The 20,183-nt window shown below is 66.5% G+C and carries 24 protein-coding genes; 15 read left to right on the top strand and 9 right to left on the bottom strand.

The window, feature by feature from the left end; translation table 11 throughout:
- Window positions 1–27: 27 nt before the first annotated feature.
- The 5 genes from ABD260_RS11645 (at window position 28) to ABD260_RS11625 (ending at window position 4,433) form a co-directional block, all read left to right on the top strand.
- Window positions 28–471, top strand: coding sequence for a helix-turn-helix transcriptional regulator (locus ABD260_RS11645; protein WP_344233442.1), 444 nt, complete (start codon window positions 28–30; stop codon window positions 469–471).
- Window positions 472–481: 10 nt separating this feature from the next.
- Window positions 482–892 (top strand): VOC family protein, encoded by a 411-nt coding sequence (locus ABD260_RS11640; protein WP_184832447.1) that lies wholly within the window; start codon window positions 482–484, stop codon window positions 890–892.
- A gap of 52 nt (window positions 893–944) precedes the next feature.
- The gene (locus ABD260_RS11635) at window positions 945–3,305 is read left to right on the top strand and encodes an ATP-binding cassette domain-containing protein (protein WP_344233441.1); all 2,361 of its coding nucleotides are present in this window, start codon (window positions 945–947) and stop codon (window positions 3,303–3,305) included.
- A gap of 98 nt (window positions 3,306–3,403) precedes the next feature.
- Window positions 3,404–3,748, top strand: a complete 345-nt coding sequence (locus ABD260_RS11630) for a VOC family protein (RefSeq protein ID WP_344233440.1) — start codon at window positions 3,404–3,406, stop codon at window positions 3,746–3,748.
- 70 nt (window positions 3,749–3,818) lie between these two features.
- Entirely contained in the window at window positions 3,819–4,433 is a 615-nt protein-coding gene (locus ABD260_RS11625) for an HAD family hydrolase (RefSeq protein WP_344233439.1), read from the top strand.
- A gap of 27 nt (window positions 4,434–4,460) precedes the next feature.
- On the opposite strand, the gene ABD260_RS11620 is transcribed toward ABD260_RS11625, so the two are convergent.
- Both ABD260_RS11620 and ABD260_RS11615 read right to left on the bottom strand, forming a co-directional pair.
- The gene (locus ABD260_RS11620) at window positions 4,461–5,345 is read right to left on the bottom strand and encodes an NmrA/HSCARG family protein (RefSeq protein ID WP_344233438.1); all 885 of its coding nucleotides are present in this window, start codon (window positions 5,343–5,345) and stop codon (window positions 4,461–4,463) included.
- A gap of 37 nt (window positions 5,346–5,382) precedes the next feature.
- The gene (locus ABD260_RS11615) at window positions 5,383–6,129 is read right to left on the bottom strand and encodes an enoyl-CoA hydratase/isomerase family protein (RefSeq protein ID WP_344233437.1); all 747 of its coding nucleotides are present in this window, start codon (window positions 6,127–6,129) and stop codon (window positions 5,383–5,385) included.
- An 85-nt stretch (window positions 6,130–6,214) separates the two neighbouring features.
- Here ABD260_RS11615 and ABD260_RS11610 point away from each other — a divergent pair, with 85 nt between their 5' ends.
- Window positions 6,215–6,775: a TetR/AcrR family transcriptional regulator gene (locus ABD260_RS11610; RefSeq protein ID WP_344233436.1), complete on the top strand. Its 561-nt coding sequence runs from the start codon at window positions 6,215–6,217 to the stop codon at window positions 6,773–6,775.
- Here the strand turns inward: ABD260_RS11610 and ABD260_RS11605 are convergent.
- From ABD260_RS11605 to ABD260_RS11595, 3 genes are all read right to left on the bottom strand, one after another.
- Window positions 6,764–8,584, bottom strand: a complete 1,821-nt coding sequence (locus tag ABD260_RS11605) for an ABC transporter ATP-binding protein (protein ID WP_344233435.1) — start codon at window positions 8,582–8,584, stop codon at window positions 6,764–6,766. The genes ABD260_RS11610 and ABD260_RS11605 overlap by 12 nt on opposite strands.
- A complete protein-coding gene (locus tag ABD260_RS11600; RefSeq protein WP_344233434.1) occupies window positions 8,581–10,371 on the bottom strand; it encodes an ABC transporter transmembrane domain-containing protein in 1,791 nt (596 codons plus the stop codon). The genes ABD260_RS11605 and ABD260_RS11600 overlap by 4 nt, the downstream gene beginning before the upstream one ends.
- Window positions 10,372–10,438: 67 nt before the next feature.
- Window positions 10,439–11,083, bottom strand: coding sequence for a GNAT family N-acetyltransferase (locus tag ABD260_RS11595; protein WP_344233433.1), 645 nt, complete (start codon window positions 11,081–11,083; stop codon window positions 10,439–10,441).
- Between the two features lie 117 nt (window positions 11,084–11,200).
- On the opposite strand from ABD260_RS11595, the gene ABD260_RS11590 reads away from it, so the two are divergent.
- A complete protein-coding gene (locus ABD260_RS11590) occupies window positions 11,201–11,707 on the top strand; it encodes a GNAT family N-acetyltransferase (protein ID WP_344233432.1) in 507 nt (168 codons plus the stop codon).
- Between the two features lie 15 nt (window positions 11,708–11,722).
- Here the strand turns inward: ABD260_RS11590 and ABD260_RS11585 are convergent, their stop codons facing one another.
- Together ABD260_RS11585 and ABD260_RS11580 are read right to left on the bottom strand one after the other, a co-directional pair.
- Window positions 11,723–12,115, bottom strand: coding sequence for a RidA family protein (locus tag ABD260_RS11585; RefSeq protein ID WP_344233431.1), 393 nt, complete (start codon window positions 12,113–12,115; stop codon window positions 11,723–11,725).
- 36 nt (window positions 12,116–12,151) lie between these two features.
- Entirely contained in the window at window positions 12,152–12,907 is a 756-nt protein-coding gene (locus ABD260_RS11580) for a DinB family protein (protein ID WP_344233430.1), read from the bottom strand.
- A gap of 74 nt (window positions 12,908–12,981) precedes the next feature.
- On the opposite strand from ABD260_RS11580, the gene ABD260_RS11575 reads away from it, so the two are divergent.
- Genes ABD260_RS11575 through ABD260_RS11565 form a run of 3 tightly spaced genes read left to right on the top strand, consistent with a single transcriptional unit; the run spans window position 12,982 to window position 14,821 of the window.
- The gene (locus tag ABD260_RS11575) at window positions 12,982–13,608 is read left to right on the top strand and encodes a LysE family translocator (RefSeq protein ID WP_344233429.1); all 627 of its coding nucleotides are present in this window, start codon (window positions 12,982–12,984) and stop codon (window positions 13,606–13,608) included.
- 27 nt (window positions 13,609–13,635) lie between these two features.
- Window positions 13,636–14,256 carry an SAM-dependent methyltransferase gene (locus ABD260_RS11570; RefSeq protein ID WP_344233428.1) on the top strand — a complete coding sequence of 207 codons (621 nt, stop codon included), beginning with the start codon at window positions 13,636–13,638 and terminating at the stop codon, window positions 14,254–14,256.
- A gap of 55 nt (window positions 14,257–14,311) precedes the next feature.
- Complete coding sequence (locus ABD260_RS11565) at window positions 14,312–14,821, top strand: GNAT family N-acetyltransferase (RefSeq protein ID WP_344233427.1); 510 nt, start codon at window positions 14,312–14,314, stop codon at window positions 14,819–14,821.
- 34 nt (window positions 14,822–14,855) lie between these two features.
- Here ABD260_RS11565 and ABD260_RS11560 read toward each other — a convergent pair whose 3' ends face one another.
- Window positions 14,856–15,362, bottom strand: coding sequence for an ATP-binding protein (locus ABD260_RS11560; RefSeq protein ID WP_344233426.1), 507 nt, complete (start codon window positions 15,360–15,362; stop codon window positions 14,856–14,858).
- Between the two features lie 103 nt (window positions 15,363–15,465).
- Between ABD260_RS11560 and ABD260_RS11555 the strand changes: the two genes are divergently transcribed.
- Entirely contained in the window at window positions 15,466–16,167 is a 702-nt protein-coding gene (locus ABD260_RS11555) for a tyrosine-protein phosphatase (protein WP_344233425.1), read from the top strand.
- A 332-nt stretch (window positions 16,168–16,499) separates the two neighbouring features.
- Here ABD260_RS11555 and ABD260_RS11550 read toward each other — a convergent pair whose 3' ends face one another.
- The gene (locus tag ABD260_RS11550; protein WP_344233424.1) at window positions 16,500–16,856 is read right to left on the bottom strand and encodes a hypothetical protein; all 357 of its coding nucleotides are present in this window, start codon (window positions 16,854–16,856) and stop codon (window positions 16,500–16,502) included.
- A 187-nt stretch (window positions 16,857–17,043) separates the two neighbouring features.
- Here ABD260_RS11550 and ABD260_RS11545 point away from each other — a divergent pair, with 187 nt between their 5' ends.
- The 4 genes from ABD260_RS11545 (at window position 17,044) to ABD260_RS11530 (ending at window position 19,606) form a co-directional block, all read left to right on the top strand.
- A complete protein-coding gene (locus ABD260_RS11545; protein WP_344233423.1) occupies window positions 17,044–17,310 on the top strand; it encodes a hypothetical protein in 267 nt (88 codons plus the stop codon).
- A 221-nt stretch (window positions 17,311–17,531) separates the two neighbouring features.
- Window positions 17,532–18,308 (top strand): 2-phosphosulfolactate phosphatase, encoded by a 777-nt coding sequence (locus ABD260_RS11540; RefSeq protein ID WP_344233422.1) that lies wholly within the window; start codon window positions 17,532–17,534, stop codon window positions 18,306–18,308.
- Window positions 18,309–18,644: 336 nt separating this feature from the next.
- The gene (locus tag ABD260_RS11535; RefSeq protein WP_344233421.1) at window positions 18,645–18,908 is read left to right on the top strand and encodes an RNA polymerase sigma factor; all 264 of its coding nucleotides are present in this window, start codon (window positions 18,645–18,647) and stop codon (window positions 18,906–18,908) included.
- Window positions 18,905–19,606: a hypothetical protein gene (locus ABD260_RS11530; protein WP_344233420.1), complete on the top strand. Its 702-nt coding sequence runs from the start codon at window positions 18,905–18,907 to the stop codon at window positions 19,604–19,606. The genes ABD260_RS11535 and ABD260_RS11530 overlap by 4 nt, the downstream gene beginning before the upstream one ends.
- Window positions 19,607–20,183: the final 577 nt, after the last annotated feature.

Genomic DNA, 20,183 nt, shown 5'->3' with positions numbered 1-20,183 from the left:
CGTGGGCGAGATGGCAGGATTGCGACGATGAGTAACGGGGCCACGGATGAGCAGCGCCTGGACGATCTGGCGCGGCTGCGGCGTGTGAAGGACCGGATCGACCGGGAGTACGCCCAGCCGCTGGATGTGGACGAGCTGGCGCGGGGTGCGCACATGTCGTCCGGGCATCTGAGCCGCGCGTTCAAGCGTGCGTACGGAGAGTCACCGTACGGGTACTTGATGACGCGCCGGATCGAGCGCGCGATGATGCTGCTGCGGCGCGGCGACCAGAGCGTCACCGACGTGTGTTTCGCGGTCGGCTGCCAGTCGCTGGGTACCTTCAGTACGCGCTTCACCGAGCTGGTCGGGATCCCGCCGAGCGTCTATAAGGAGCGCGCCGGCGATGCGACGCTGGGGATTCCGTCGTGTGTCGCCAAACAGGTGACCAGACCGATCAGGAATCGAGAAGCAACTCCCTCGACCAGCACGTAGCGTGACAGCCATGACGATCAAGATTCACACCAGCTTCCTGCCGCACACCGACCCGGAGGCCTCGCTGGCCTTCTTCCGTGACCTGCTCGGCTTCGAGGTCCGGATGGACGTCGGGTACGAGGGGATGCGCTGGATCACCGTCGGCCCGCCTGAGCAGCCCGACACGAACATCGTGCTCACCCCGCCGGCGGTCGACCCGGGGCTGACCGACGACGAGCGCCGGACCATCCACGAAATGATGGCCAAGGGCACGTACGCCACTCTCGTGCTCGCCACCGACGACCTGGACGGGCTGTTCGAGCGGCTGCAGGCCACCGACGCCGAGGTGATCCAGGAACCGACCGACCAGCCGTACGGGGTGCGCGACTGCGCTTTCCGCGACCCGGCCGGGAACCACATCCGGATCAACCAGGCCTCCTGACCCGGTCAGCACCTTGGTCAGCCACCGACGTACACACGATGGAGAAGCACGCATGAGTTCCGCTGAACATGTTGCCGACAGCCACGACCTGATCCGGGTCACCGGCGCCCGGGTGAACAACCTGAAGGACGTCAGCGTCGAGATCCCGAAGCGCCGGCTGACGGCGTTCACCGGGGTCTCCGGGTCCGGCAAGAGCTCGCTGGTGTTCGGCACCATCGCGTCGGAGTCGCAACGGCTGATCAACGAGACGTACAGCGCGTTCGTCCAGGGCTTCATGCCGAACCTGGCCCGGCCGGAGGTCGATGTCCTCGACGGGCTGACCACCGCGATCATCGTCGACCAGGAGCGGATGGGCGCGAACCCCCGCTCCACCGTCGGGACGGCCACCGACGCGAACGCGATGCTCCGGATCCTGTTCAGCCGGATCGCCACGCCGCACGCCGGGCCGCCGACCGCGTACTCGTTCAACGTCCCGAAACGGACCGCGACCGGCTCGATGACAGCCGACAAGGGTGCGGGGGAGAAGAAGGTCGTCCGCGAGCAGGTGTACGCCGGCGGCATGTGCCCGCGCTGCGAGGGGATGGGCTCGGTCACCGACTTCGACCTGACCGCGCTGTACGACGAGAACAAGTCGCTGAACGAGGGCGCGCTGACCATCCCCGGTTACTCGATGGACGGCTGGTACGGGCGGATCTTCCGCGGCTCGGGGTTCTTCAACCCGGACAAGCCGATCAAGAAGTACACCAAGAAGGAACTGCACGACCTGCTGCACCGCGAAGCCACCAAGATCAAGGTCGAGGGCATCAACCTCACGTACAACGGCCTGATCCCGGCGATCCAGCGGTCCTTCCTGTCCAAGGACGTGGACGCGATGCAGCCGCACATCCGGGCGTTCGTCGAGCGCGCGGTGACGTTCACGACCTGCCCGGATTGCGGCGGCACGCGGCTCAGCCAGGAAGCGCTGGGGTCGAAGATCAAGGGCAAGAACATCGCCGACCTGTGCGCGATGCAGATCACCGACCTGGCCGCCTGGATTCGCGGGCTGAAGGAGCCGTCGGTCGCGCCGCTGCTGAAGGCGCTCGGCGAGGCGCTCGACTCGTTCGTCGACATCGGCCTCGGGTACCTGTCGCTGGAACGGCCGGCCGGGACCCTGTCCGGCGGCGAGGCGCAGCGCACCAAGATGATCCGCCACTTGGGATCGTCGCTGACGGACGTCACGTACGTGTTCGACGAGCCGACCATCGGTCTGCACCCGCACGACATTCAGCGGATGAACGAACTGCTGCTGCAACTGCGCAACAAGGGCAACACCGTGCTGGTCGTGGAGCACAAGCCGGAGACGATCGCGATCGCCGACCACGTGATCGACCTCGGGCCGGGCGCCGGTTCGGGCGGTGGTGAGGTCGTGTTCGAAGGCACGGTCGAGAAGCTGCGCGCGAGCGGGACGCTGACCGGTCGGCATCTCGACGACCGGGCCTCGCTGAAGGAGTCGGTACGGACGGGGTCCGGCGCGCTCGAGGTGCGCGGCGCATCGACGAACAACCTGCAGAACGTGGACGTCGACGTGCCGCTCGGCGTACTGGTCGTGGTGACCGGGGTCGCGGGATCGGGCAAGAGTTCGCTGATCCACGGGTCGATCGCGGGCCGCGACGGCGTGGTGTCGATCGACCAGGGCGCGATCCGCGGTTCGCGGCGCAGCAACCCGGCCACGTACACGGGTCTGCTCGAACCGATCCGGAAGGCGTTCGCGAAGGCGAACGGGGTGAAGCCGGCGCTGTTCAGCGCGAACTCCGAAGGCGCGTGCCCGGCGTGCAAGGGCGCGGGTGTGATCTACACCGAGCTCGGCGTGATGGCGACCGTGGAGGCGCCGTGCGAGGAGTGCGAGGGCAAGCGGTTCCAGGCGGCGGTGCTGGAGTACACGTTCGGTGGGAAGAACATTGCCGAGGTACTCGCGATGCCGGTGTCCGAGGCGCTGGAGTACTTCGCCGAGGGCGAGGCACGGACGCCGGCCGCGGAGAAGATCCTGGAGCGGCTCGCCGATGTCGGGCTTGGATACCTGTCGCTCGGTCAGCCGTTGACGACCCTGTCCGGCGGTGAGCGGCAGCGGTTGAAGCTGGCGACGCACATGGGGGAGAAGGGCGGCATCCTCGTACTCGACGAGCCCACGACCGGGCTGCACCTGGCTGACGTCGAGCAGCTGCTGGGTTTGCTGGACCGGTTGGTGGACGCCGGGAAGTCGGTGATCGTGATCGAGCATCACCAGGCCGTGATGGCGCATGCGGACTGGATCATCGACCTTGGTCCGGGCGCGGGGCATGACGGCGGCAAGGTGGTGTTCGAAGGTACGCCTGCGGCGCTGATCAAGAAGCCGAAGACGCTGACCGGGAAGCACCTGGCCGAGTACGTGTCATAACTGCTGCCTGCTCAACTGATCAGGAATCGAGAAGCCCGGCCGGCCGGGGCAGGAATAGCGTGAAGTTGTTCGGAAATCACCTCACTCAGGAGTGCGAAATGACTTCCACGCAAGGCGCCAAGACGATCCTGCACCCGGTCACCGACCTCGCGAAGGCCAAGCCCGTGTACGCGGCACTGCTCGGTGTCGAACCGATGGCCGACTCGCCGTACTACGTCGGCTTCGACGCCGAAGGCCAGCAGATCGGCCTGGTACCGAACAGCGACATGACCGCACCGATCGCGTACTGGCACGTCGGTGACATCGAAGCGAAGATCCAGGAGATCACCGCGGCCGGCGGCACCCTGAAGGACGCCCCGAAGGACGTCGGCGGCGGCCGCCTGGTCGCAACGTTGACCGACCCGGACGGCAACATCCTCGGCATCCTCCAAGACCCGTCCTGACCGCATGTGCCTGATGCCGGGCGCCTACGCCACCGCCATTTTCGGGCCGGCGTCCGGGACGATGGATCGCATGGGTATTCGGCATGTACTTTTCGACGCGGACGGTGTGTTGCAGGACCTGCCAGGTGGTTGGTACGCGGCGATGGAGCCGTACCTGGGGGACCGGGCCAGGGAGTTCCTGCACGAGACATGGGTGGAGGAACTGCCGAGTCTTGCCGGGCAGGAGGACTATCTGCCGATCCTGACCGCTGGTTTGCGCAGGCACGGTGCGACTGCTTCGGTCACCGAGATCTACGACGCGGTGTGGAAGAAGATCTCGGTGATCGAGGAGTCGCTGGAGGTCGTGCGCGCGTTGAAGCGCAATGGGTACGGCGTGCATCTCGGTACGAATCAGGAGTGCTATCGCGGTGCGCACATGCGTACCGCGCTCGGGTACGACGAGTTGTTCGACGTGAGCTGCTACTCGTACGACCTGGGCGTCGCGAAACCCGACCCGGACTTCTTCACCCGCGCCGCAAACCGCATCGGCGCCGACCCCGAGACCATCCTCTTCATCGACGACAATCCCGACAATGTCACGGCCGCCCACACCGCCGGCCTTCCCGCCGAACGATGGGACTTCACCCAGGGCCACGCCACCCTCCACACCTTGCTCACCACCCATGGCGTGGCCATCCAACCCTGACCACGCTCCAGACGAGGCGCGCGGCCGTTAGGAGCGGGACGAGGTGAACGCAGCGGCGCCCTCGCGGTCGAGCCAGGTGGCGAAGTCCATCAGGCCTGGGTGTTCCTTGCGCAGCGTTTCGATGTCGGCGTGCCAGCCGCCCCCGTGGTTGGCGAAGTCGTAGCCGGCCACGGCGTCCGGGTCGCGGCCGACCAGCGCCTCGCGCGGGATGGGCCGGTAGGTGATGGGCTGCCCGAGCGCCCGCTCCATGGCTTGGACGATCTGCGGCATGGTCAACTCGTCGCCGGCCAGTTCGATCGTCCGGCCGGCGTATTCGTCCGGACGGGTGAAGGCCAGGGTGGCGAATGCGCCGATGTCGGTCGCCGCGATGAGCTGCACCGGTACGTCCGGCAGGATGACGTCGGCCAGGACTCCGTCGCGTACGCCCAGCTGTGGGTGGACCTGGTTGTCCATGAAACGGACCGGCCGGAGCGCGGTCATGGGCAGGCCCAGGTCACGGGCGTACCGCTCCAGGGTGTCCTTGGTCTGCCAGCGCACGATGCCGTGCGAAGCATCAGCGGCGCCGACGGAGGCGTACACGAAACTGCTGACGCCCGCCGCCGCAGCGGCATCGGCAACGTTGCGGCCGTAGCGGAGCTCGTCGTCGATGGTGAAGCCGGGCGGCGTACCGGGGTAGCCGATCGTGGGCTGAATGCTGAAGACGCCGTCGACGCCACGCATTGCCGCGTCGAGCGAGGCGCGGTCGCCCATGTCGCCCCGAACCAACTCGGCGCCGGCGGCGGCGAGCGCCCGCGCGGCTGGGGTGCTGGGGTCGCGGACCAGAGCGCGGACGCGTTGCCCGGCGGCCAGCAAGCCGCGGGCCGTTGCGCCGCCTTGGGCGCCAGTGGCACCGGTCACGAGAACGGTGATCATGTTTCCTCCATGGCTGTGTTTGAGGACATTGCGGGGGTCAGGTGTTGAGCAGGTGGTGGGTACGGCCGAAGGCCAGGTCGTCGACCAGGCGGCGTTGCCACGGACGCTGGACGATCGCGTGGGTTAGACGGCGCGTGGAGCGCGGCGCGGCCATGATCTCGGTGGCCAGCTCCAAGGCGCGTGGCAGCAGTTGCTCGTCCGGAACGACTTCGTTGACCAAGCCCAGCTCCAGCGCCTCGGCGGCGCCGACGCCGGCGCCGGTGTACAGCACCTGAGCGGCCCGCTTGAGGCCGAGTAATTCCTGATAGACCAGGTGCTGGCCGTCGCCGGGCACGGCGCCGGAGCGGAAGTGCGTGTCGTCGAAGATCGTGCTGGGGGTGCACAGCGTCAGGTCGCAGGCAAGCGCCAGCTCCTGGTGGTATCCAGGCCCGTTGAGCGCGCCGATGGTCGGCACGTCCACGGAGAAGACGAGGCTGCGTAGCAGCGCGATGCCGTCGCGGTAGAGGTCGTAGCGGTCCTCGCCTCGCTGCGCCGGCGGCCGGTCGGACAGCGTGGGGTCGAGCCCGCCGGTCCACGCGTCGCCGCTGCCGGTGAGGATCAGCACCTCGTTGTCCAGGTCTGCGCCTGCTTCCCGCAGTACCTCACCCCAGGCGTGGTGCAGCCCGAGTGACATGACGGCCGGGCCGCCGCCGGTGTGCATGCGCAGGACGAGCACTCCGTCGCGGCGCTCCATCGCGAAGTGCTCTGCGTACCGGGCAGCGTATTCCGGTGGCTGGGAGTTCATCGCACCTCCTAAACGGGGAGTCTCCCCGGTTCTGTCAGGTACGATATGGGGAGAGTCCCCGTTTACGCAATCCCTGGAGGCGACGATGCGGGCCGACGCCCAGCGCAACTACGACCGGCTGGTGGCCTCTGCTCGGACCGCCTTCGCGGAGCAAGGGGCCGATGCGCCGCTGGATGACATCGCACAGCAGGCGGGAGTCGGCAACGCCACGCTCTACCGGCACTTTCCCACCCGGCAGGCGCTGCTGGAGGCCGTTTTCCGCGACCACATCGACGCCCTGTGCCGCCAGGCCGAAGACCTGATGTCCGCGCCGTCGCCTGGCGCGGCACTGAAAGAGTGGCTGGGCGCAGTCATCGCGCAGGGCAGCACCGAACGTGGGCTGGCCGCGTCGCTGCTGACAGCGCTCGGCACTGACGGCTCGTCGTGCCGTGCGGCGGTGTTCGGCGCGGCGCAGGCGCTGCTGGCGCGGGCACAGAAAGCGGGAGACGTCCGGACGGGCGTACCGGTCGGGCAGTTGTTCAAGCTCGTGAACGCAGTCGCGCTGGTCACCGAGACGGAGCCGGACGCGGCCGAGCAGGCGGCCGCTCTGCTCGACCTCATCTTCGACGGCCTGACTCCGGCGCGGACGGACAGGTTAGCGGGTTGAGGTCTTTGTCAGGGGTGTGGTGTCGTCAGGGTCGTCGCCGTGCCAGGTTCGCCAGAGTTTGCCGTAGACGCCGTCCGCGCTGACCAGCTCGTCGTGGGTGCCGAGTTCTACCAGTTCGCCGGCTTCCATCACGGCGATGCGGTCGGCGTCGTGGGCGGTTTGCAGGCGGTGGGCGATCGCGATCACAGTGCGACCCTCGAGTACGGCGGCCAGCGACTGCTCGGTTTGGCGCGCGGTCTTCGGGTCAAGCAGCGCGGTCGCCTCATCCAGGATCAGCGTATGCGGATCGGCCAGCACAACCCGAGCCAACGACAGCTGCTGAGCCTCGGCGTCACCGAGGATCGTGTCCCGCCCGAGCACGACGTCCAGCCCGGACCCCCACCCGGCACTCAGCTCATGTTCTTGGGCGGCTGGTGGACCTTCGGTCGGCCAGGTTGCGCCGACGGCTTGCAGGGCGGCGTGTAGTTCGGCGTCGGTTGCGGTTGGTTTGGCGATCAGCAGGTTGTCGCGGAGCGAGTCGTGGAAGACGTGGTGGTCCTGCGTGATCAGTACGACGTGTTCGCGCAACTGATCAGGTGGAAGGTCGGCCACCGGCGTACCACCGATCGTCACCGAACCGGTGTGCGGCCGATCCAGCCCGGCGAGCAACCGCGCGAGTGTCGACTTCCCGGCCCCGGACGTGCCGACAATCGCCAGCCGTTCGCCCGGCTGCACCGACAGATCGATCCCGCGAAGTACGTCGCGTACGCCGGTGTAGCTGTAGCGAACGTCCTGCACCCGGATGCGGTCCCCGTCAACGTCCCGCGCCCGCGGCGGATCGGCCTGCGGGATATCGGCCAGCCCCTCGACCCGAGCGTACGAGGCGGCCGCCCCTTGCAACTGCTCGATCCACAACATGAGTGTGTCGAGCGGGCCGACCAGTTGACGCAGGTACACCGCCGCAGTCACCACCACCCCAAGGCTGACCAGGTCATTGGTGTACAGCGCGCCCCCGATCAGCAGCACGCCCGCGACCGGCAAAGTGAGCGCGATCTCGGACCACGGAAAGAGAATCGTCCGCAGCCACAGCGCCCCGAGCCGTGCGGTCCGCGCTTGGCCGATCGCGGTCTCGGTCGCCTCGGTGCGACGATCCTCGAGGCCGAGCAGCTCAACCGTACGAGCGCCCTTCGCCGTACTCGTGACGACCTCAGCCAAGCCGGCTTCGGCGCCGGCCGCGGCCAGGTACACCGGTCTGGCGCGGCGAAGGTACCAGCGCACCGCCGCGCCGACTCCGATCAGCGACGCGAGACCGCACAGCCCGAGCCGCGGATCGAGCACAAGCACCGCGACGATCAAGAACAGTGCATGCACGATCGCCACCAGGACCTCAGGCACCGCCGACCGCAGTGTCATCGCGACCCGGCTGGCGTCGGTGCTGCCACGCGCGATCAGGTCACCTGACGGAAGGTGATCGGCCACGCGGGGCGGCAGCGCCAACGTACGCCGCAGGAACCGTTCGCGTACGCGGGCCGCCGTCCGCTCACCGAATCGGTAGCCGATCTTGAGCGCCCACCACGACAGCACTGTCTGCACAACCGTGAACAGCACAGCGCCGAACGCGAGCCGGTCGACGGTGCTGAGTACGTTGCCGGAGCCGGCCTGGATCGTGTCGATGATGCGGCCGAGCAGCCACGGACCCACCAAACCGGCCGCGGCGGCCAGCCCGTTCACCAGGGCGAGACCGATCACGGCGGTACGGTCGGCGCGCAGGTCGCGTGCGGCGGCCGAGCGCACTTCCGCCGGGGGAGCGACGAGCAGTTGGCTACTCATCGGTCGTCCTGGGCGCGGGAGACGAGCTCTCGGTAGTACGCGTCGCTGTGCAGGAGCTCCGCGTGCGTGCCGACCGACGATCTCTGGCCGTCGAGAAGGACGATGACCTCGTCGGCGCGGTCCAGTACGAGCGGGGAGGTCGTGGTGATCAGGGTGGTCGTGCCGCGTCTCGCCGCGCGAACTCGGTCGATGATGGCGGCTTCGGTGTTCGCGTCGACGGCGGAGGTCGGGTCGATGGCGAGTAGAACATCGGGGGAGGCGTACACGGCGCGGGCGAGCCGGATTCGTTGCCGTTGGCCACCAGACAGGTCACTCCCGCCGGCGGCGAGCTCGGCGTCGAGACCGTCCGGTAGCGCCTCGACGATGTCCTCGGCGACCGCGCTGTGCAGGGCGGCGTGAATCCGGTCGTCGTCGGGCTCGAGCGGTCCGGACACAATGTCGCGTACGGTGCCGGCGAACAGTTCACCATCGTTGTCGGCAACAACCATCCGGCGCCTGAGCTCACCGCGATCCGTCGTCGCAAGCGGTACACCCGCCCAGCTCGGACGTCCCGCGGCCTCGGTCAGCGCGGGGTGTAGCTGGCCGAGCCGCTCTATCACCGTGATCGCCTCGGCCGGGCGGGCCGCGACCAGGGCAGTCAGCAGGCCTGGGCGTACGGTCACGCCGAACACCGGATCGATCAACGGACCACAACCGGCCGGGATCGGGAGCGGCTCCTCCGGCTGATGTGCGACCGGCAAGTTCAGCAGGTCGATGATCCGCTGCCCGGCAACCCGCGCCCGCGCGAGGTCCCCGCCCGCCTCAATGAAGAACGCGACCGGCACAACAAGCACAGCCACATACCCGTACACAGCGACCACGTCACCGATCGTGATGGCACCACTGGCCGCCATCCGCGCGGACAGCCACACCACCGCGGCCAGAAACAACGCCGGCAGACCGGTCGACAACGCACCGACCCAACTAGCCGGGCCTGCAACGCGATATCCATGCCCGATCAGATCCTGCGATTGCTGTTCATACTTCTCGGCAACGAACCTCTTCCCACCAAGACCATTGAGTACGCGCAACCCAGCGAGCACATCAACCAGTCGCGTAGTCAGCGCTCCTTGGTGTACGCGATAAGTACCGCCCGTCCGCTCGATGCGCCGCAGGAACGGACCGACCGCGATCGCCAGCAAAGGCACACCGGCCAGCACCATCACCGCGAGCAACGGTGAGATCGTGAAGAGCACGACCGCGATCACGACGTACGCAACGACCGCGCCAACGCCCGGCCCGGTGACCGTGAGCGCCTGCGCAACAGTCTGCACGTCCGTGATGCCAACCGTCACGACCTCGCCGGCACTGACCCGTCGCGCCAGCGACGCGCCCAGCCGAGACGTATGCCAAACAGTTGCCCGGACGGAACGGAACGACGCGTCCATCCGGATCTTCGTCATCGTGCGGTGACGACTGATGCCAAGGAGCGCGTTCAGCACGCCGATCGCAAGTAAAAGGAGCACCCAACCGATGAGAGCGGAGGTGTCGCGGGGGACCAGACCACGGTCGACGGCACGCGAGAGCACCCATGGCGGGACGGCGAGGCCGACCATCCACGACGTACCCAGGAAGGCGCCGAGACCGACGCGGCGGGCTTGCGACTTGGTCAACCAGAAGAGATAGCGGAGCGGGGTGGTCAGATCGCGGGCGGTCGGTGGGGTCCAGGTTTCGGTAGTTCGGTCCAGCCAGGCGCGCAGGGACCACTTGCGGAGGGACCGCTTGCGGAGGGCTGCGTCGCTGACCATGCCCAGATCTTGTCAGGTCGCGCCGACAGTCTCTTTTGTCAGGTCCCTGGGGGAGGGGAGTCGTGCGTCAGGTAAGCGGCAGGAACGCGTGACAGGCGTCGACGTTGTGGAGCTCGATGTCATCTCGGCGCTGCTTCTCCCAGGCGGATCTCGTCAGCCGCCAGCGGTTCAGCAACGCCGGTTCGCCTTCGCGGGTGGCCCAGTCGGCGCCGTCGGGTTCGTACCCGAGGTTGCGTGAGATCGCGTTCGAACCTTGGTTGTCGACGAACGCGTCACTCGTCGCTTCCTTCGCGCCGAGCCCTTCGAACGCGAGGTGCAGCATCGCCGTACGCATCTCCTGCCCGTACCCGCGAGCGCGATGATCGGACGACAGCCACGAGAAGGACGTGACCGTACCGAAGGTGGAGAAATGGACGCCACACAGGTCCTGCATTCCGATCGGTTCGTCGTCGACCATCACGGCGAAGTACAGCCGCCATTTCTCGGCGTCGACCGTACCGCGGCCGCGCCACATCGACCGGAGCCACTTGGCGACTCGAAGATCGGGATCGGGCTCATAGAACGAGATCGGGTCGTCGTACGGGGACGGGTCCGCGTGCATCTTGCCCGCCCGCACCAGGCCGGACAGCCGATCCAGCACATCGTCCGTGGCCGCCCGCAATTCGAGCACCGGCGTACTGACGCGCACACCGAACAGTGGATAGCTGTTCATCCCACCGACTTTCTGCCGTACGTTCCGGCGGCCGACGATACTCGGTCAGCTATTCGGCGTGCGAGTGATTTCCAATTGGGTCGCCTTGTCGCCGGTTGGTCTGTCAAGCTGCGACGTATGCCTGAGATCGTGGTCCCGCTGACGATCCGCCCGCTGACCCACGACGACCTGCCGGCGATGGCCTGGTACGGGCGTCCGACTGCCCTCGCTTCGGTGACCGAGGCGATCAACCGCGCCGGCCGCGGCGAGGTCGACTACCTGGCCGTCTGCACACCCTCCGGCCGCCCGGTCGCCGTCGGAGGCGCCGACTACACGAAGCCACCCGACGCCGCGACCATCTGGCAACTGTCAGTCCTCGAACCGCTCCAGTCCTGCGGGATCGGCACACTGCTGATCCACGCCCTGGAAGACCGAATCCGCGCCCGCGGCCTCACCTGCGCCGAAATCGGCGTCGACATCAACGCCTCCCGCCCCCAAGCCCTCTACGAACGCCTCGGCTACTCGGTCACCGGCTCAGAACCCGCCTCCTGGAACCAGGAATCCCCCGACGGCACCGTCACCTTGTACGAAACCCAAATCACGCTCTTGCGTAAGGAACTGCATTCCGCACCCAAAGCTCCGTAGGTTGGTGCTCCGTTCTCAGATGACTGCGGTGGCCTCGACCTCGATCAGCTGCTCTGGCCGGGCAAGCGCCGCGACACCGATCATCACGTCGACGGGTTTGTGGTCGCCGAACAGTTCTTGGCGGGCTTCCTGGATGATCGGCTGATGCTCCCGGAGGTATCCGACCAGGTAGATCCCAAGGCGCGTGACCTGGTCGGGCCGAGCGCCCGCCGCGGCCAGGGCACGGCCGAGGTTCGCGAACGTCAGCCGCGCTTGGACGGCGAGATCGCCCGGTCCGACCAGATTGCCTTGCAGGTCCTCTGGCTCCTGACCGGCGATGAAAACCAGCTTGGTACCGGTAGCGATCGCTACGTGGCTGTACGTCTGGGGCGTTGGCAGATCACTCGGATTCAGCAACTCAACGGTCATGCCAAAACACCCTACGTCTCAGGCAGGGTAGAACTGTCAGCTGTTCGCCTCGAGTGTGGCGAGGTCGCGAACTGCGTAGCGGTGGTGCTCCGCCTCTTCTTTGAGGACGACCTTGAGGCAGCGGCGCACAACGTATTCCTGGTCCGGGTAGGGCTCGGCTGGCTTGCGACCGCACACCCGGTCGAGCTCGGCGTCGGTTAGACCGTCGACTACCCGCCGCATCGTCGCCATCCGCGCAAGCCGTGGCACCAGCACCTCATCCAGCGTCGGCGTGGCCTCGAGCGTGAGCCCGAGCTTGTCCGAATCGGCACGCGGCATCCCGCTGTACGGAAAACCCAGCGGGTGGTACGGAGCTTCTTCCTCAAGCACCGCATTACCAAGCCACGCATCACTTGCGAGCAGCAAATGCCGTTGCGTCTCGACAAAGGACCATTCGCCGTCGACCTGCTCGTACACCTCGCCTGCAGGCAACTTCCGGGCGCGATCAAACGTCGCCTGCCACATCACCTCGATGGCATCCCAGGCAGCCCAGTAGTCGTCCGGCGTTTCGGCATCGCGCGCCAGCACCCGCGCGGGACATTGCCGATCAAGCTCACTCTCGACGTACGCGGTCACGTCAATGTCATTGACAACAACCCGCCCGAACGCACCACCCAAATAGACGTCGCTCCCATAACAGTCGACGACCTTCAGCCCACTGACCTCGCAATCCCGAACCTCAAGCCCCCCGAGGTCACTCAGCCGAACTCGCCCACCCCGAAGCTCATCACTCTCAGCAATTTCAGTAGCCACCGCAGAAGTCTCGCGCACAAACCGCCGCCAGTACACCTTTACGACGCAGACCCTCCGGGTGTGACAATCGGGCCATGCCTGTGGATGAGCAGTTGTTCTTGGCGTTCCTGGTCACAACTCTGGTCGCGATGGTTGTACCTGGACCGGACATGCTGTTCGTACTCGGCTGTGGTGTTCGCGGTGGGCCGCGGGCAGGTTTGCTGGCTACCGCGGGCGTGGCGACGAGCGAGATCGTTCACGTCGTGCTGGCGGCGGCCGGATTGGTGGCGTTGTTCGCGGCGGTGCCGGCCGCGTTCACGGTCACGCGGGTCGTGGGTGGCGCGTATTTGGTGTACCTCGGCGTGCAGATGATCCGGAAGCGCGGCCAAGGTACGAACCTGGACGACGGCGCCGGTGTTTCGGGGCGGCGGGCGTACTCGATGGGTCTGCTGACGAATCTGGTGAATCCGAAGATGGTCACCTTCACGCTGGCGTTCCTGCCACAGTTCGTCGATCCGGCGCGGGGGCGGCTGTGGCTGCAGTTCGCGGTCCTGGGAGCTGTGCTGGTGGTGATCGAGTTCCTGGTGGACGGCTCGGTGGGAGTGGCTGCCGGGCGGATCGGAGGCTGGTTGCGTACCCGCGAGCGGGCGCGCCGTCGGCTGGATGTGACCACCGGCGGACTCTTCATCGGCCTCGGCGCACGACTCGCCCTGCAGCGCTGATCCCTCTTTATGGCAGCATCTCGTGAGATGGACTGGCAGGCGTGGCATCGGCAGTACGACGATCCTGAATCCGCACTTTCGCGGCGGCTGGTTGCGGTGCAGGCTCACGTACGCGCCGCCCTGGACCGCGCGCCCGCCGGACCGGTGCCGGTGATCGCGCTGTGTGCGGGGCAGGGGAGGGACCTCCTCGGCGTACTGGCGGATCACCTGCGGCGCGCCGACGTACGCGCCCGGCTCGTCGAACGGGATCCCGACCTCGCAGCCGCCGCGCGGGCTCAGGCCCCGGAGCAGGTCGAGGTGATCACGGGCGACGCGTCGCAGATCGACCAGTACGACGGGATGGTTCCGGCCGAACTCGTACTGCTGTGCGGCATCTTCGGCAACATCACGAACGCCGACATCGAACGGACGATCGCGGCGTGTCCACAGCTCTGCCGGACCGGTGCAACGGTGATCTGGACCCGTCAACGCAACGATCCGGACCTGGCGCCGACGATCTGCGACTGGTTCGAGCAACGATCCTTCGACCGAGTCTGGCTGTCGGACAAGAACGCCGGCTTCGGAGTGGGCGTGCACCGCTTCACCGGCGTACCTAAACCTCTGCTGAAGGGTCAGACCCTGTTCACCTTCGTACCAGGCGGACCGTGACCACTCGCGTACAACCCGATGGACGCACCTATCCGTCCGGCATACCGTCTGCCACGTGACGATCGAACTCAGACCCCTGACGGCAGCGGACGCGGAAGCGCACTGCGCGGGGGAGGACGCCCTGACCGTCCGCTGGCTGACCGGCGGCTACGGCGACGTCGAAGGAACCATCAAGTTCTTCGAACAACTCACCCAAAACGCCACCACCGGAACCGGCAAACGCGGCTTCGGCATCTGGAACTCCGACCGCCTCTGCGGCTACATCGACTACACCCCAGACCTCGACGACGGCCTCGACCCCGAGGACGTGGCCCTGGCCTACGCAGTCCACCCATGGGCCCGCGGCCAAGGCATCGCCGTCCAGGCCGTCCACCTCATCTGCAACACCCTCCGAACCACCAAAACCGGAACCCGCGCCGCGATCCGAGTAGAACCCCAGAACACGGCCTCAGTCCGCGTAGCCCAGAAGTCCGGCTTCACGTACATCCGAGACTTCCCCTCCAACCGAGACACCCACCCAGACGGAACCCCAACAACCTTCAGCCTCTACCTACTGGACCTGTAAGGCACAGCGTGGGATTCGCTTGGGCGGTGCCTAGTCATACGCGCAGCCAAGCGGCTCGGACAGCATCGATCTGCGCATCCAGCGCCAACGCCGACACCTCGATATCGACATCGGTCTCGAGTGGAGGGAGCTGCTGGCGGTGCAACGTCTCGAACTCCTGGTCCGTGAGATAGACCCGGCGTGTCTGCGCCCGAGCGCGAGCCATCGCATGACTGATCGAAAGCCGAATGACCATGATGTCTGGGACCAACTCTCGGTATAGCCGCAGCAACTCGGCGTCGATCACGTCGCTCATCGTGACGTTGAAGCCGTCGGCACTGAAGTTCGCCGCCAATGCAGCCGCGTTGCGGACGCCGAGTACGTGTTGTGCGCGCCCTTCCTCGCCCTCCCATGGCGCGGCGCCGCCGGACTTCACAAGTTGACGTACGTCGTCGACGTCGATGTACGCGCATCGCTCTGTTGACTGCGCCAGGCCCCGGCCGGTCACGGTCTTGCCAACAGCAGGACCACCGGTAAGAAGCAGAGGCCGATACGCGGGCATGTGATCGAGGCTAGCTGGGGACGGGCTGTCGTACGCACATCTGTATGAGCGCGCACCGAGCTCGATTATGATCCGGCATTGATTCTGTGCTGGAGGGGGATCCGTGACGGAGCCAGCGATGCTGGACTGGCCATTGTGCCGGAATGCGCGGGACCTCGGCGGGATCCCCTTGGCTGACGGCGGCGCGATCCGGATCGGTGCGCTAGTCCGCAGCGACAACCTTGACCAACTCGACGACAGAGGCATCGCAGCAGTCCGCGCTGCAGGGGTGAGCCGGATCGTTGACCTGCGGAGCGAATGGGAGTGCGAGACATTTCCTTCTCCGTTCGCCCACGATGCGCTCTGGCTCAACGCACCGCTCACCGATCCCGCCGACCCGGACGTCTCCACGCTGGCCTTGGTCCAGCAGTACCGCATGCTCCTCGATGAGCACGCACATCGATTCGCGACTGCCATCGCCGGCATCGCGGAAGCTCCACCGGGATGTGTCGTGGTCACCTGTCACGCCGGCAAGGATCGAACAGGACTGGTCACAGCGCTCGCTCTCGACCTGGTCGGTGCATCCAGCGACGCGATCGCCGCCGACTATGCGCAGTTCGGCGACTCACACATCCACAGAACAACCACGATTGGCGACCGCCCGAACGTACCCCTCCCGGAGCTGTCCCTTCCCCGAGCCGAAACGATGATTCACATTCTTGAACACCTCCGCCATCAATACGGCGGAGCGGCGGCCTATCTGGTTCACGGCGGCGCGACGGCCGACCACCTGACGTCGCTGAAGACCCGCCTCAGCGCAGCTTGACTGGACCCAAGGATCTCGCCCCGGACCCTTCCTCCACTGGCTTTGGCCAGCGCTGGAGCACCAATGTTGGTAGGCAGGCCGGATAGCCTCCGTTGCGTGATGCGGGATCAGGCGCTCGGCATGGTGGCGGCGCTGGCTAGTGGGCGGGCTCGGTGGTTGGCGGAGACGGTGCCGACGCTACGGGCTGAGGGAGTCTGGTTGGTTGGTTCACTCGGGGCCGGAAGGGGCGACGAGTGGAGTGATGTCGACATCATCGTTGTCGGCGGAGAGTGCGTACTTGGCGAGACGCTGCTGACCCTGGAGATGCCGGGCAACGGACCAGTCGACGGTGGTTATGTCGGCGCGATGTACGACGTGGGGCCGCTGCCCTTGTGGGTCGACTGGTATTGGTCGACGTACCCCCATCGCTCCACGCCGCCGATCATCGGGAACAGATCTTTCTCGGTCCAGCCAGTCCACTCGAGCAGCTCGGCGACTGTCGTTCCCGGGTGGTCGACGTGGCGTAGCAGCGGCCAGAACACGACAGGCAGCTTGAACCCGGGGAACCCTGACTGCGCGAGCAGTCTTTCGAACTCGTTGTCCAGCTCGATCCGGTACGCAATCAACGCCTGCGCCAGCAAGGTCGACAAAGCAGGCTCCAACTCATGCCGCGGGCCACCCATGTCGTCGCCGAAGGCCTGCTTGGTCATGCCCGTGATGCTAGAAGCAAGCACCGACAGCCGAATGCCACGCCCGCGCTCGACTGGTACCACCGGACGTTGCCATGACGGGAGTTCCGTACGATGCGCACCTTCGGCGACCGGCTCGCCTCGACGCGAACGTACGCGAACGCGGGGCCCTAGTGCACCGCGCAGCGCTGCAGGATCTGCTAACAAGATGCGTCACGCCCTGCCCATCCTCGACGACGACATCGTGTACGGGCGCGTCGCCGCGGATCTGGCGGAGACCGACCCGTTCGAGCCACCCGACCGTACGGATCGGGTCACCGTCTACGACGGGTATCTCCAGAAGGTGCCTCCCGACGTTGTGGATCTCGATGCGTTGTGGGTTTCGATGCCGCCGGGGGAGCGACACTGCATCAGGTCGAGGTCGCTGACTGACTGCAGCAAGAGCTCTGGCGGCCGAGTGCGGTCACCACCGTGAAGACACCGGTCTGACAACGGTAGGCAAGCTCACCGACCGCCACGGTGTTCCGCAAGTCCTGCATGGAACTGGACCGCACATGCGTTCGATCTAGGCATGCGCCTCCGACAATACCTGCGAAGTGCGACAGCGGATCGCGGCCGTTGGCTGGCTACATCGTGAGCCGGCAGACTCCGATTGCGTCACGCATGGAAGCGTGCAAGGGGCTAAGTTGCTGGATTGTGGCTGATCTGTTCGGGCAGGGCGATTTTGGTGTACGGCTTGATTGGGGGCCGATCGGTGCAAGGGCCACAGGGGCCGACGTCTCCGTAGTTGTCGACGTGCTCAGCTTCTCAACCTCGGTGACCCTCGCCGTCGAGCGCGGCATCCGAGTGTTCCCGTATCGCTGGCGAGGCGCACAAGCAGAAGAGTTCGCCGCCCAGCACGATGCTGTGCTCGCAGTCGGTCGGCTCGAGGCGACCAAGGACGGCGCCGTGGTTGCGCCTTCTCTTTCGCCGGCAGCCCTTCTAGTCTGTGAGCCGATCCCACGGCTCGTACTTCCATCGCCGAACGGATCCACGATCGCGGCTGCCCTACAGCAGAGTCACTCGAACCTTGCCGTCGGCTGCCTTCGGAACGCCAGGGCGGTCGCCAACTGGCTCACACCGGCGCTTGAAGCCGGACGCTCGATCGCTGTCATCGCGGCCGGCGAACGCTGGAGTCACGACGACTCGCTGCGCCCTGCCCTGGAGGACCATCTGGGCGCCGGCGCCATACTCTCCGGGCTCGTCGCCCTCGGCTATGGCGATGAGTTGAGCCCGGAAGCTCTGGCAGCTGCCGAAATCTTCGACGCTGGTCTCAGCAGCCTCGGCGACCGAATACGTAACTGTGTCGGCGGCCGCGAACTCATCAGTAAGGGATTCGGGCCTGACGTAGCCGTCGCCGCAGACCTCAACGTCTCGTCGACCGTCCCGGTACTCGTCAATGGCGCCTTCGAGTCAGCCGCGTCAGACAGATGAGCTTGCTCCAGCCGTCAGATACCACCCCACCGCAGTGCGCCGATAAGGGACATTATGTCAACTACTAGTCTGCGTATTGCATCAGATGAATCAGGTAAGTGACCGCGGAACCGCTACCCCGCACAACGGCACCGACAGGGCTCCGACCTGCACAAACGGCGGCCGCTGCCGGGCTGCCGTGGTGCCGACGCCGGCCCCGCGGCACCGAAGCGCTGCTAGCGCCGGCCGGTCGCGACAAGCCGATGACCTGCAGCAATACCGCCGGCACTCGTTGCCGACGCACTCGGCTACAGCACAAAGGTCGCATTTCTGCACGCCGACAAGCAGGACTGGGACATGGTCGATCAGCGGCTGGACGCCGTGGCGGCGGGTCCACTGCTGAAAGCAGCCTTGGCGACGTTGCCGGAAATTGATCGGGAAGTGCTGCTACTGGTCGCTTGGGAACAGCTCACTCCCGGCGAAATCGCCGATGCTCTCGGGATCCCGGCGACTACCGCGAGGACTCGGCTACACCGCGCAAGGAGGCACATGCACGAACGGCTTGGCGCCGGAGGGCAAGTACTAAATGAGATGAGTCGTGCGGACGGAGACCGGTCGTGACGAACAAGATGCCCGATGGCCCACAACCAACGCCGAGGTGGGACGACGACCTCGTGGCAGCTGGACGGGTGGCGCCGGTGGCGCCCGAGGTGCTCGCGCGTGCGCGCCAAGCGGTCAGGCAGGCCGCCGCCGATGTCAGTTCAGACCGCGGCCCGGTCGCTAACAGGCCCCGGAGGAGGTTGCGGGCCCGACTCGCAGGTGCGGGGCTGGTCGCGGCCGCAGCAGCCTTGGTCCTCACTCAGACACCAACCACCGACGATCCAGCCGTGGGCGCCGCTGAGGAAACGCCGGCAAGCACAACGCGCGGTGCCTCGGCGCAATGCGTCGAGAGTTACAGCCTCTCCAACTTGACGCACCGACACTTTGCCCTCGATGGGACAGTTGCGGCGATCGGCGGCAAAGTGAGTGGATCCGGCCCTGGGCAGCCCGGTGTGAGCCCGGACGTCGTCGCAGTCACGTTTGATGTTCACAGCTGGTACCGCGGTGGATCTGGAAGCCGGGTAACTATCTCAATGGGACTGAGCGGCCGCACACCCGACTCAAGCCTGCGCTACGACATTGGAACGCGACTGCTCGTCTCGGGCAATATCGACGCTCGCGAACCGAAGAGCAAGATGATTGCCTGGATGGCATGCGGCTTCACCCGGCCGTACGACACCGCAACAGCAACTGCTTGGCGATCCGCGCTCAAGAAGTAAACGTGATGGTCTAGTACGCGCGGTGAATGCGACCGCCACCCAGACCTGCTGCTACGACCGGCTGCTACAGGGCCGCGAGCCTGTGCGGAGGACGCCGGTGGCGCTTCGTCGGCAACGACGAGCCCGGCGGCTGGGCCATAGCACTATCAGCGACTCAACTCGGCCCTCCGCTACCGAGGTCTCTCGCCGGCCCTGTGCCGACAGGGCCGGCGCCCCCGGGCCGAACTCGAGGAGCGGAGCCTGAATCTGCTTTCCGGGCATGACATGGCGGACTTCGCAACTGTAAACGCAGCCGGATTACCTGCCGCCAGACCGGTGTCTACGTCAGCCTCGGACTCGAGATCTTCTACACGAGCTAGAACGGCTCCGTGAAGTCGCGGACTCTGCGCCGTGATCCGCGCGTGTCAGCCGGCGCCACTTGACGAGCTGACGCGCTGCGCCAACAGGGGCATCGCCCACCGGCCAACTGTTGGACCCACGGAGTGTCCGCAGCACTCTCCCGGCTCCCCCGCCGGTCGACGGGCGACCATACGCCGGAATACGCACGACCGTGAGACGCAGACTGTCCGATAGTGGC

Origin of the sequence: Kribbella hippodromi (assembly GCF_039531045.1) — a bacterium.
GTDB classification, from domain to species: Bacteria; Actinomycetota; Actinomycetes; order Propionibacteriales; family Kribbellaceae; genus Kribbella; species Kribbella hippodromi.
This window is presented reverse-complemented; position numbering and strand designations above follow the sequence as displayed.

Bases quoted from the DNA above. Each gene is read 5' to 3' on its own strand.
- ABD260_RS11595 (WP_344233433.1), bottom strand. From the start codon at position 11,083: ATGAACAGCTATCCACTGTTCGGTGTGCGCGTCAGTACGCCGGTGCTC.
- ABD260_RS11620 (WP_344233438.1), bottom strand. From the start codon at position 5,345: ATGATCACCGTTCTCGTGACCGGTGCCACTGGCGCCCAAGGCGGCGCA.
- ABD260_RS11635 (WP_344233441.1), top strand. From the start codon at position 945: ATGAGTTCCGCTGAACATGTTGCCGACAGCCACGACCTGATCCGGGTC.
- ABD260_RS11550 (WP_344233424.1), bottom strand. From the start codon at position 16,856: ATGACCAAGCAGGCCTTCGGCGACGACATGGGTGGCCCGCGGCATGAG.
- ABD260_RS11590 (WP_344233432.1), top strand. From the start codon at position 11,201: ATGCCTGAGATCGTGGTCCCGCTGACGATCCGCCCGCTGACCCACGAC.
- ABD260_RS11630 (WP_344233440.1), top strand. From the start codon at position 3,404: ATGACTTCCACGCAAGGCGCCAAGACGATCCTGCACCCGGTCACCGAC.
- ABD260_RS11575 (WP_344233429.1), top strand. From the start codon at position 12,982: ATGCCTGTGGATGAGCAGTTGTTCTTGGCGTTCCTGGTCACAACTCTG.
- ABD260_RS11625 (WP_344233439.1), top strand. From the start codon at position 3,819: ATGGGTATTCGGCATGTACTTTTCGACGCGGACGGTGTGTTGCAGGAC.
- ABD260_RS11570 (WP_344233428.1), top strand. From the start codon at position 13,636: ATGGACTGGCAGGCGTGGCATCGGCAGTACGACGATCCTGAATCCGCA.
- ABD260_RS11645 (WP_344233442.1), top strand. From the start codon at position 28: ATGAGTAACGGGGCCACGGATGAGCAGCGCCTGGACGATCTGGCGCGG.
- ABD260_RS11560 (WP_344233426.1), bottom strand. From the start codon at position 15,362: ATGCCCGCGTATCGGCCTCTGCTTCTTACCGGTGGTCCTGCTGTTGGC.
- ABD260_RS11615 (WP_344233437.1), bottom strand. From the start codon at position 6,129: ATGAACTCCCAGCCACCGGAATACGCTGCCCGGTACGCAGAGCACTTC.
- ABD260_RS11640 (WP_184832447.1), top strand. From the start codon at position 482: ATGACGATCAAGATTCACACCAGCTTCCTGCCGCACACCGACCCGGAG.
- ABD260_RS11600 (WP_344233434.1), bottom strand. From the start codon at position 10,371: ATGGTCAGCGACGCAGCCCTCCGCAAGCGGTCCCTCCGCAAGTGGTCC.
- ABD260_RS11545 (WP_344233423.1), top strand. From the start codon at position 17,044: ATGCGTCACGCCCTGCCCATCCTCGACGACGACATCGTGTACGGGCGC.
- ABD260_RS11610 (WP_344233436.1), top strand. From the start codon at position 6,215: ATGCGGGCCGACGCCCAGCGCAACTACGACCGGCTGGTGGCCTCTGCT.
- ABD260_RS11585 (WP_344233431.1), bottom strand. From the start codon at position 12,115: ATGACCGTTGAGTTGCTGAATCCGAGTGATCTGCCAACGCCCCAGACG.
- ABD260_RS11535 (WP_344233421.1), top strand. From the start codon at position 18,645: ATGGTCGATCAGCGGCTGGACGCCGTGGCGGCGGGTCCACTGCTGAAA.
- ABD260_RS11605 (WP_344233435.1), bottom strand. From the start codon at position 8,584: ATGAGTAGCCAACTGCTCGTCGCTCCCCCGGCGGAAGTGCGCTCGGCC.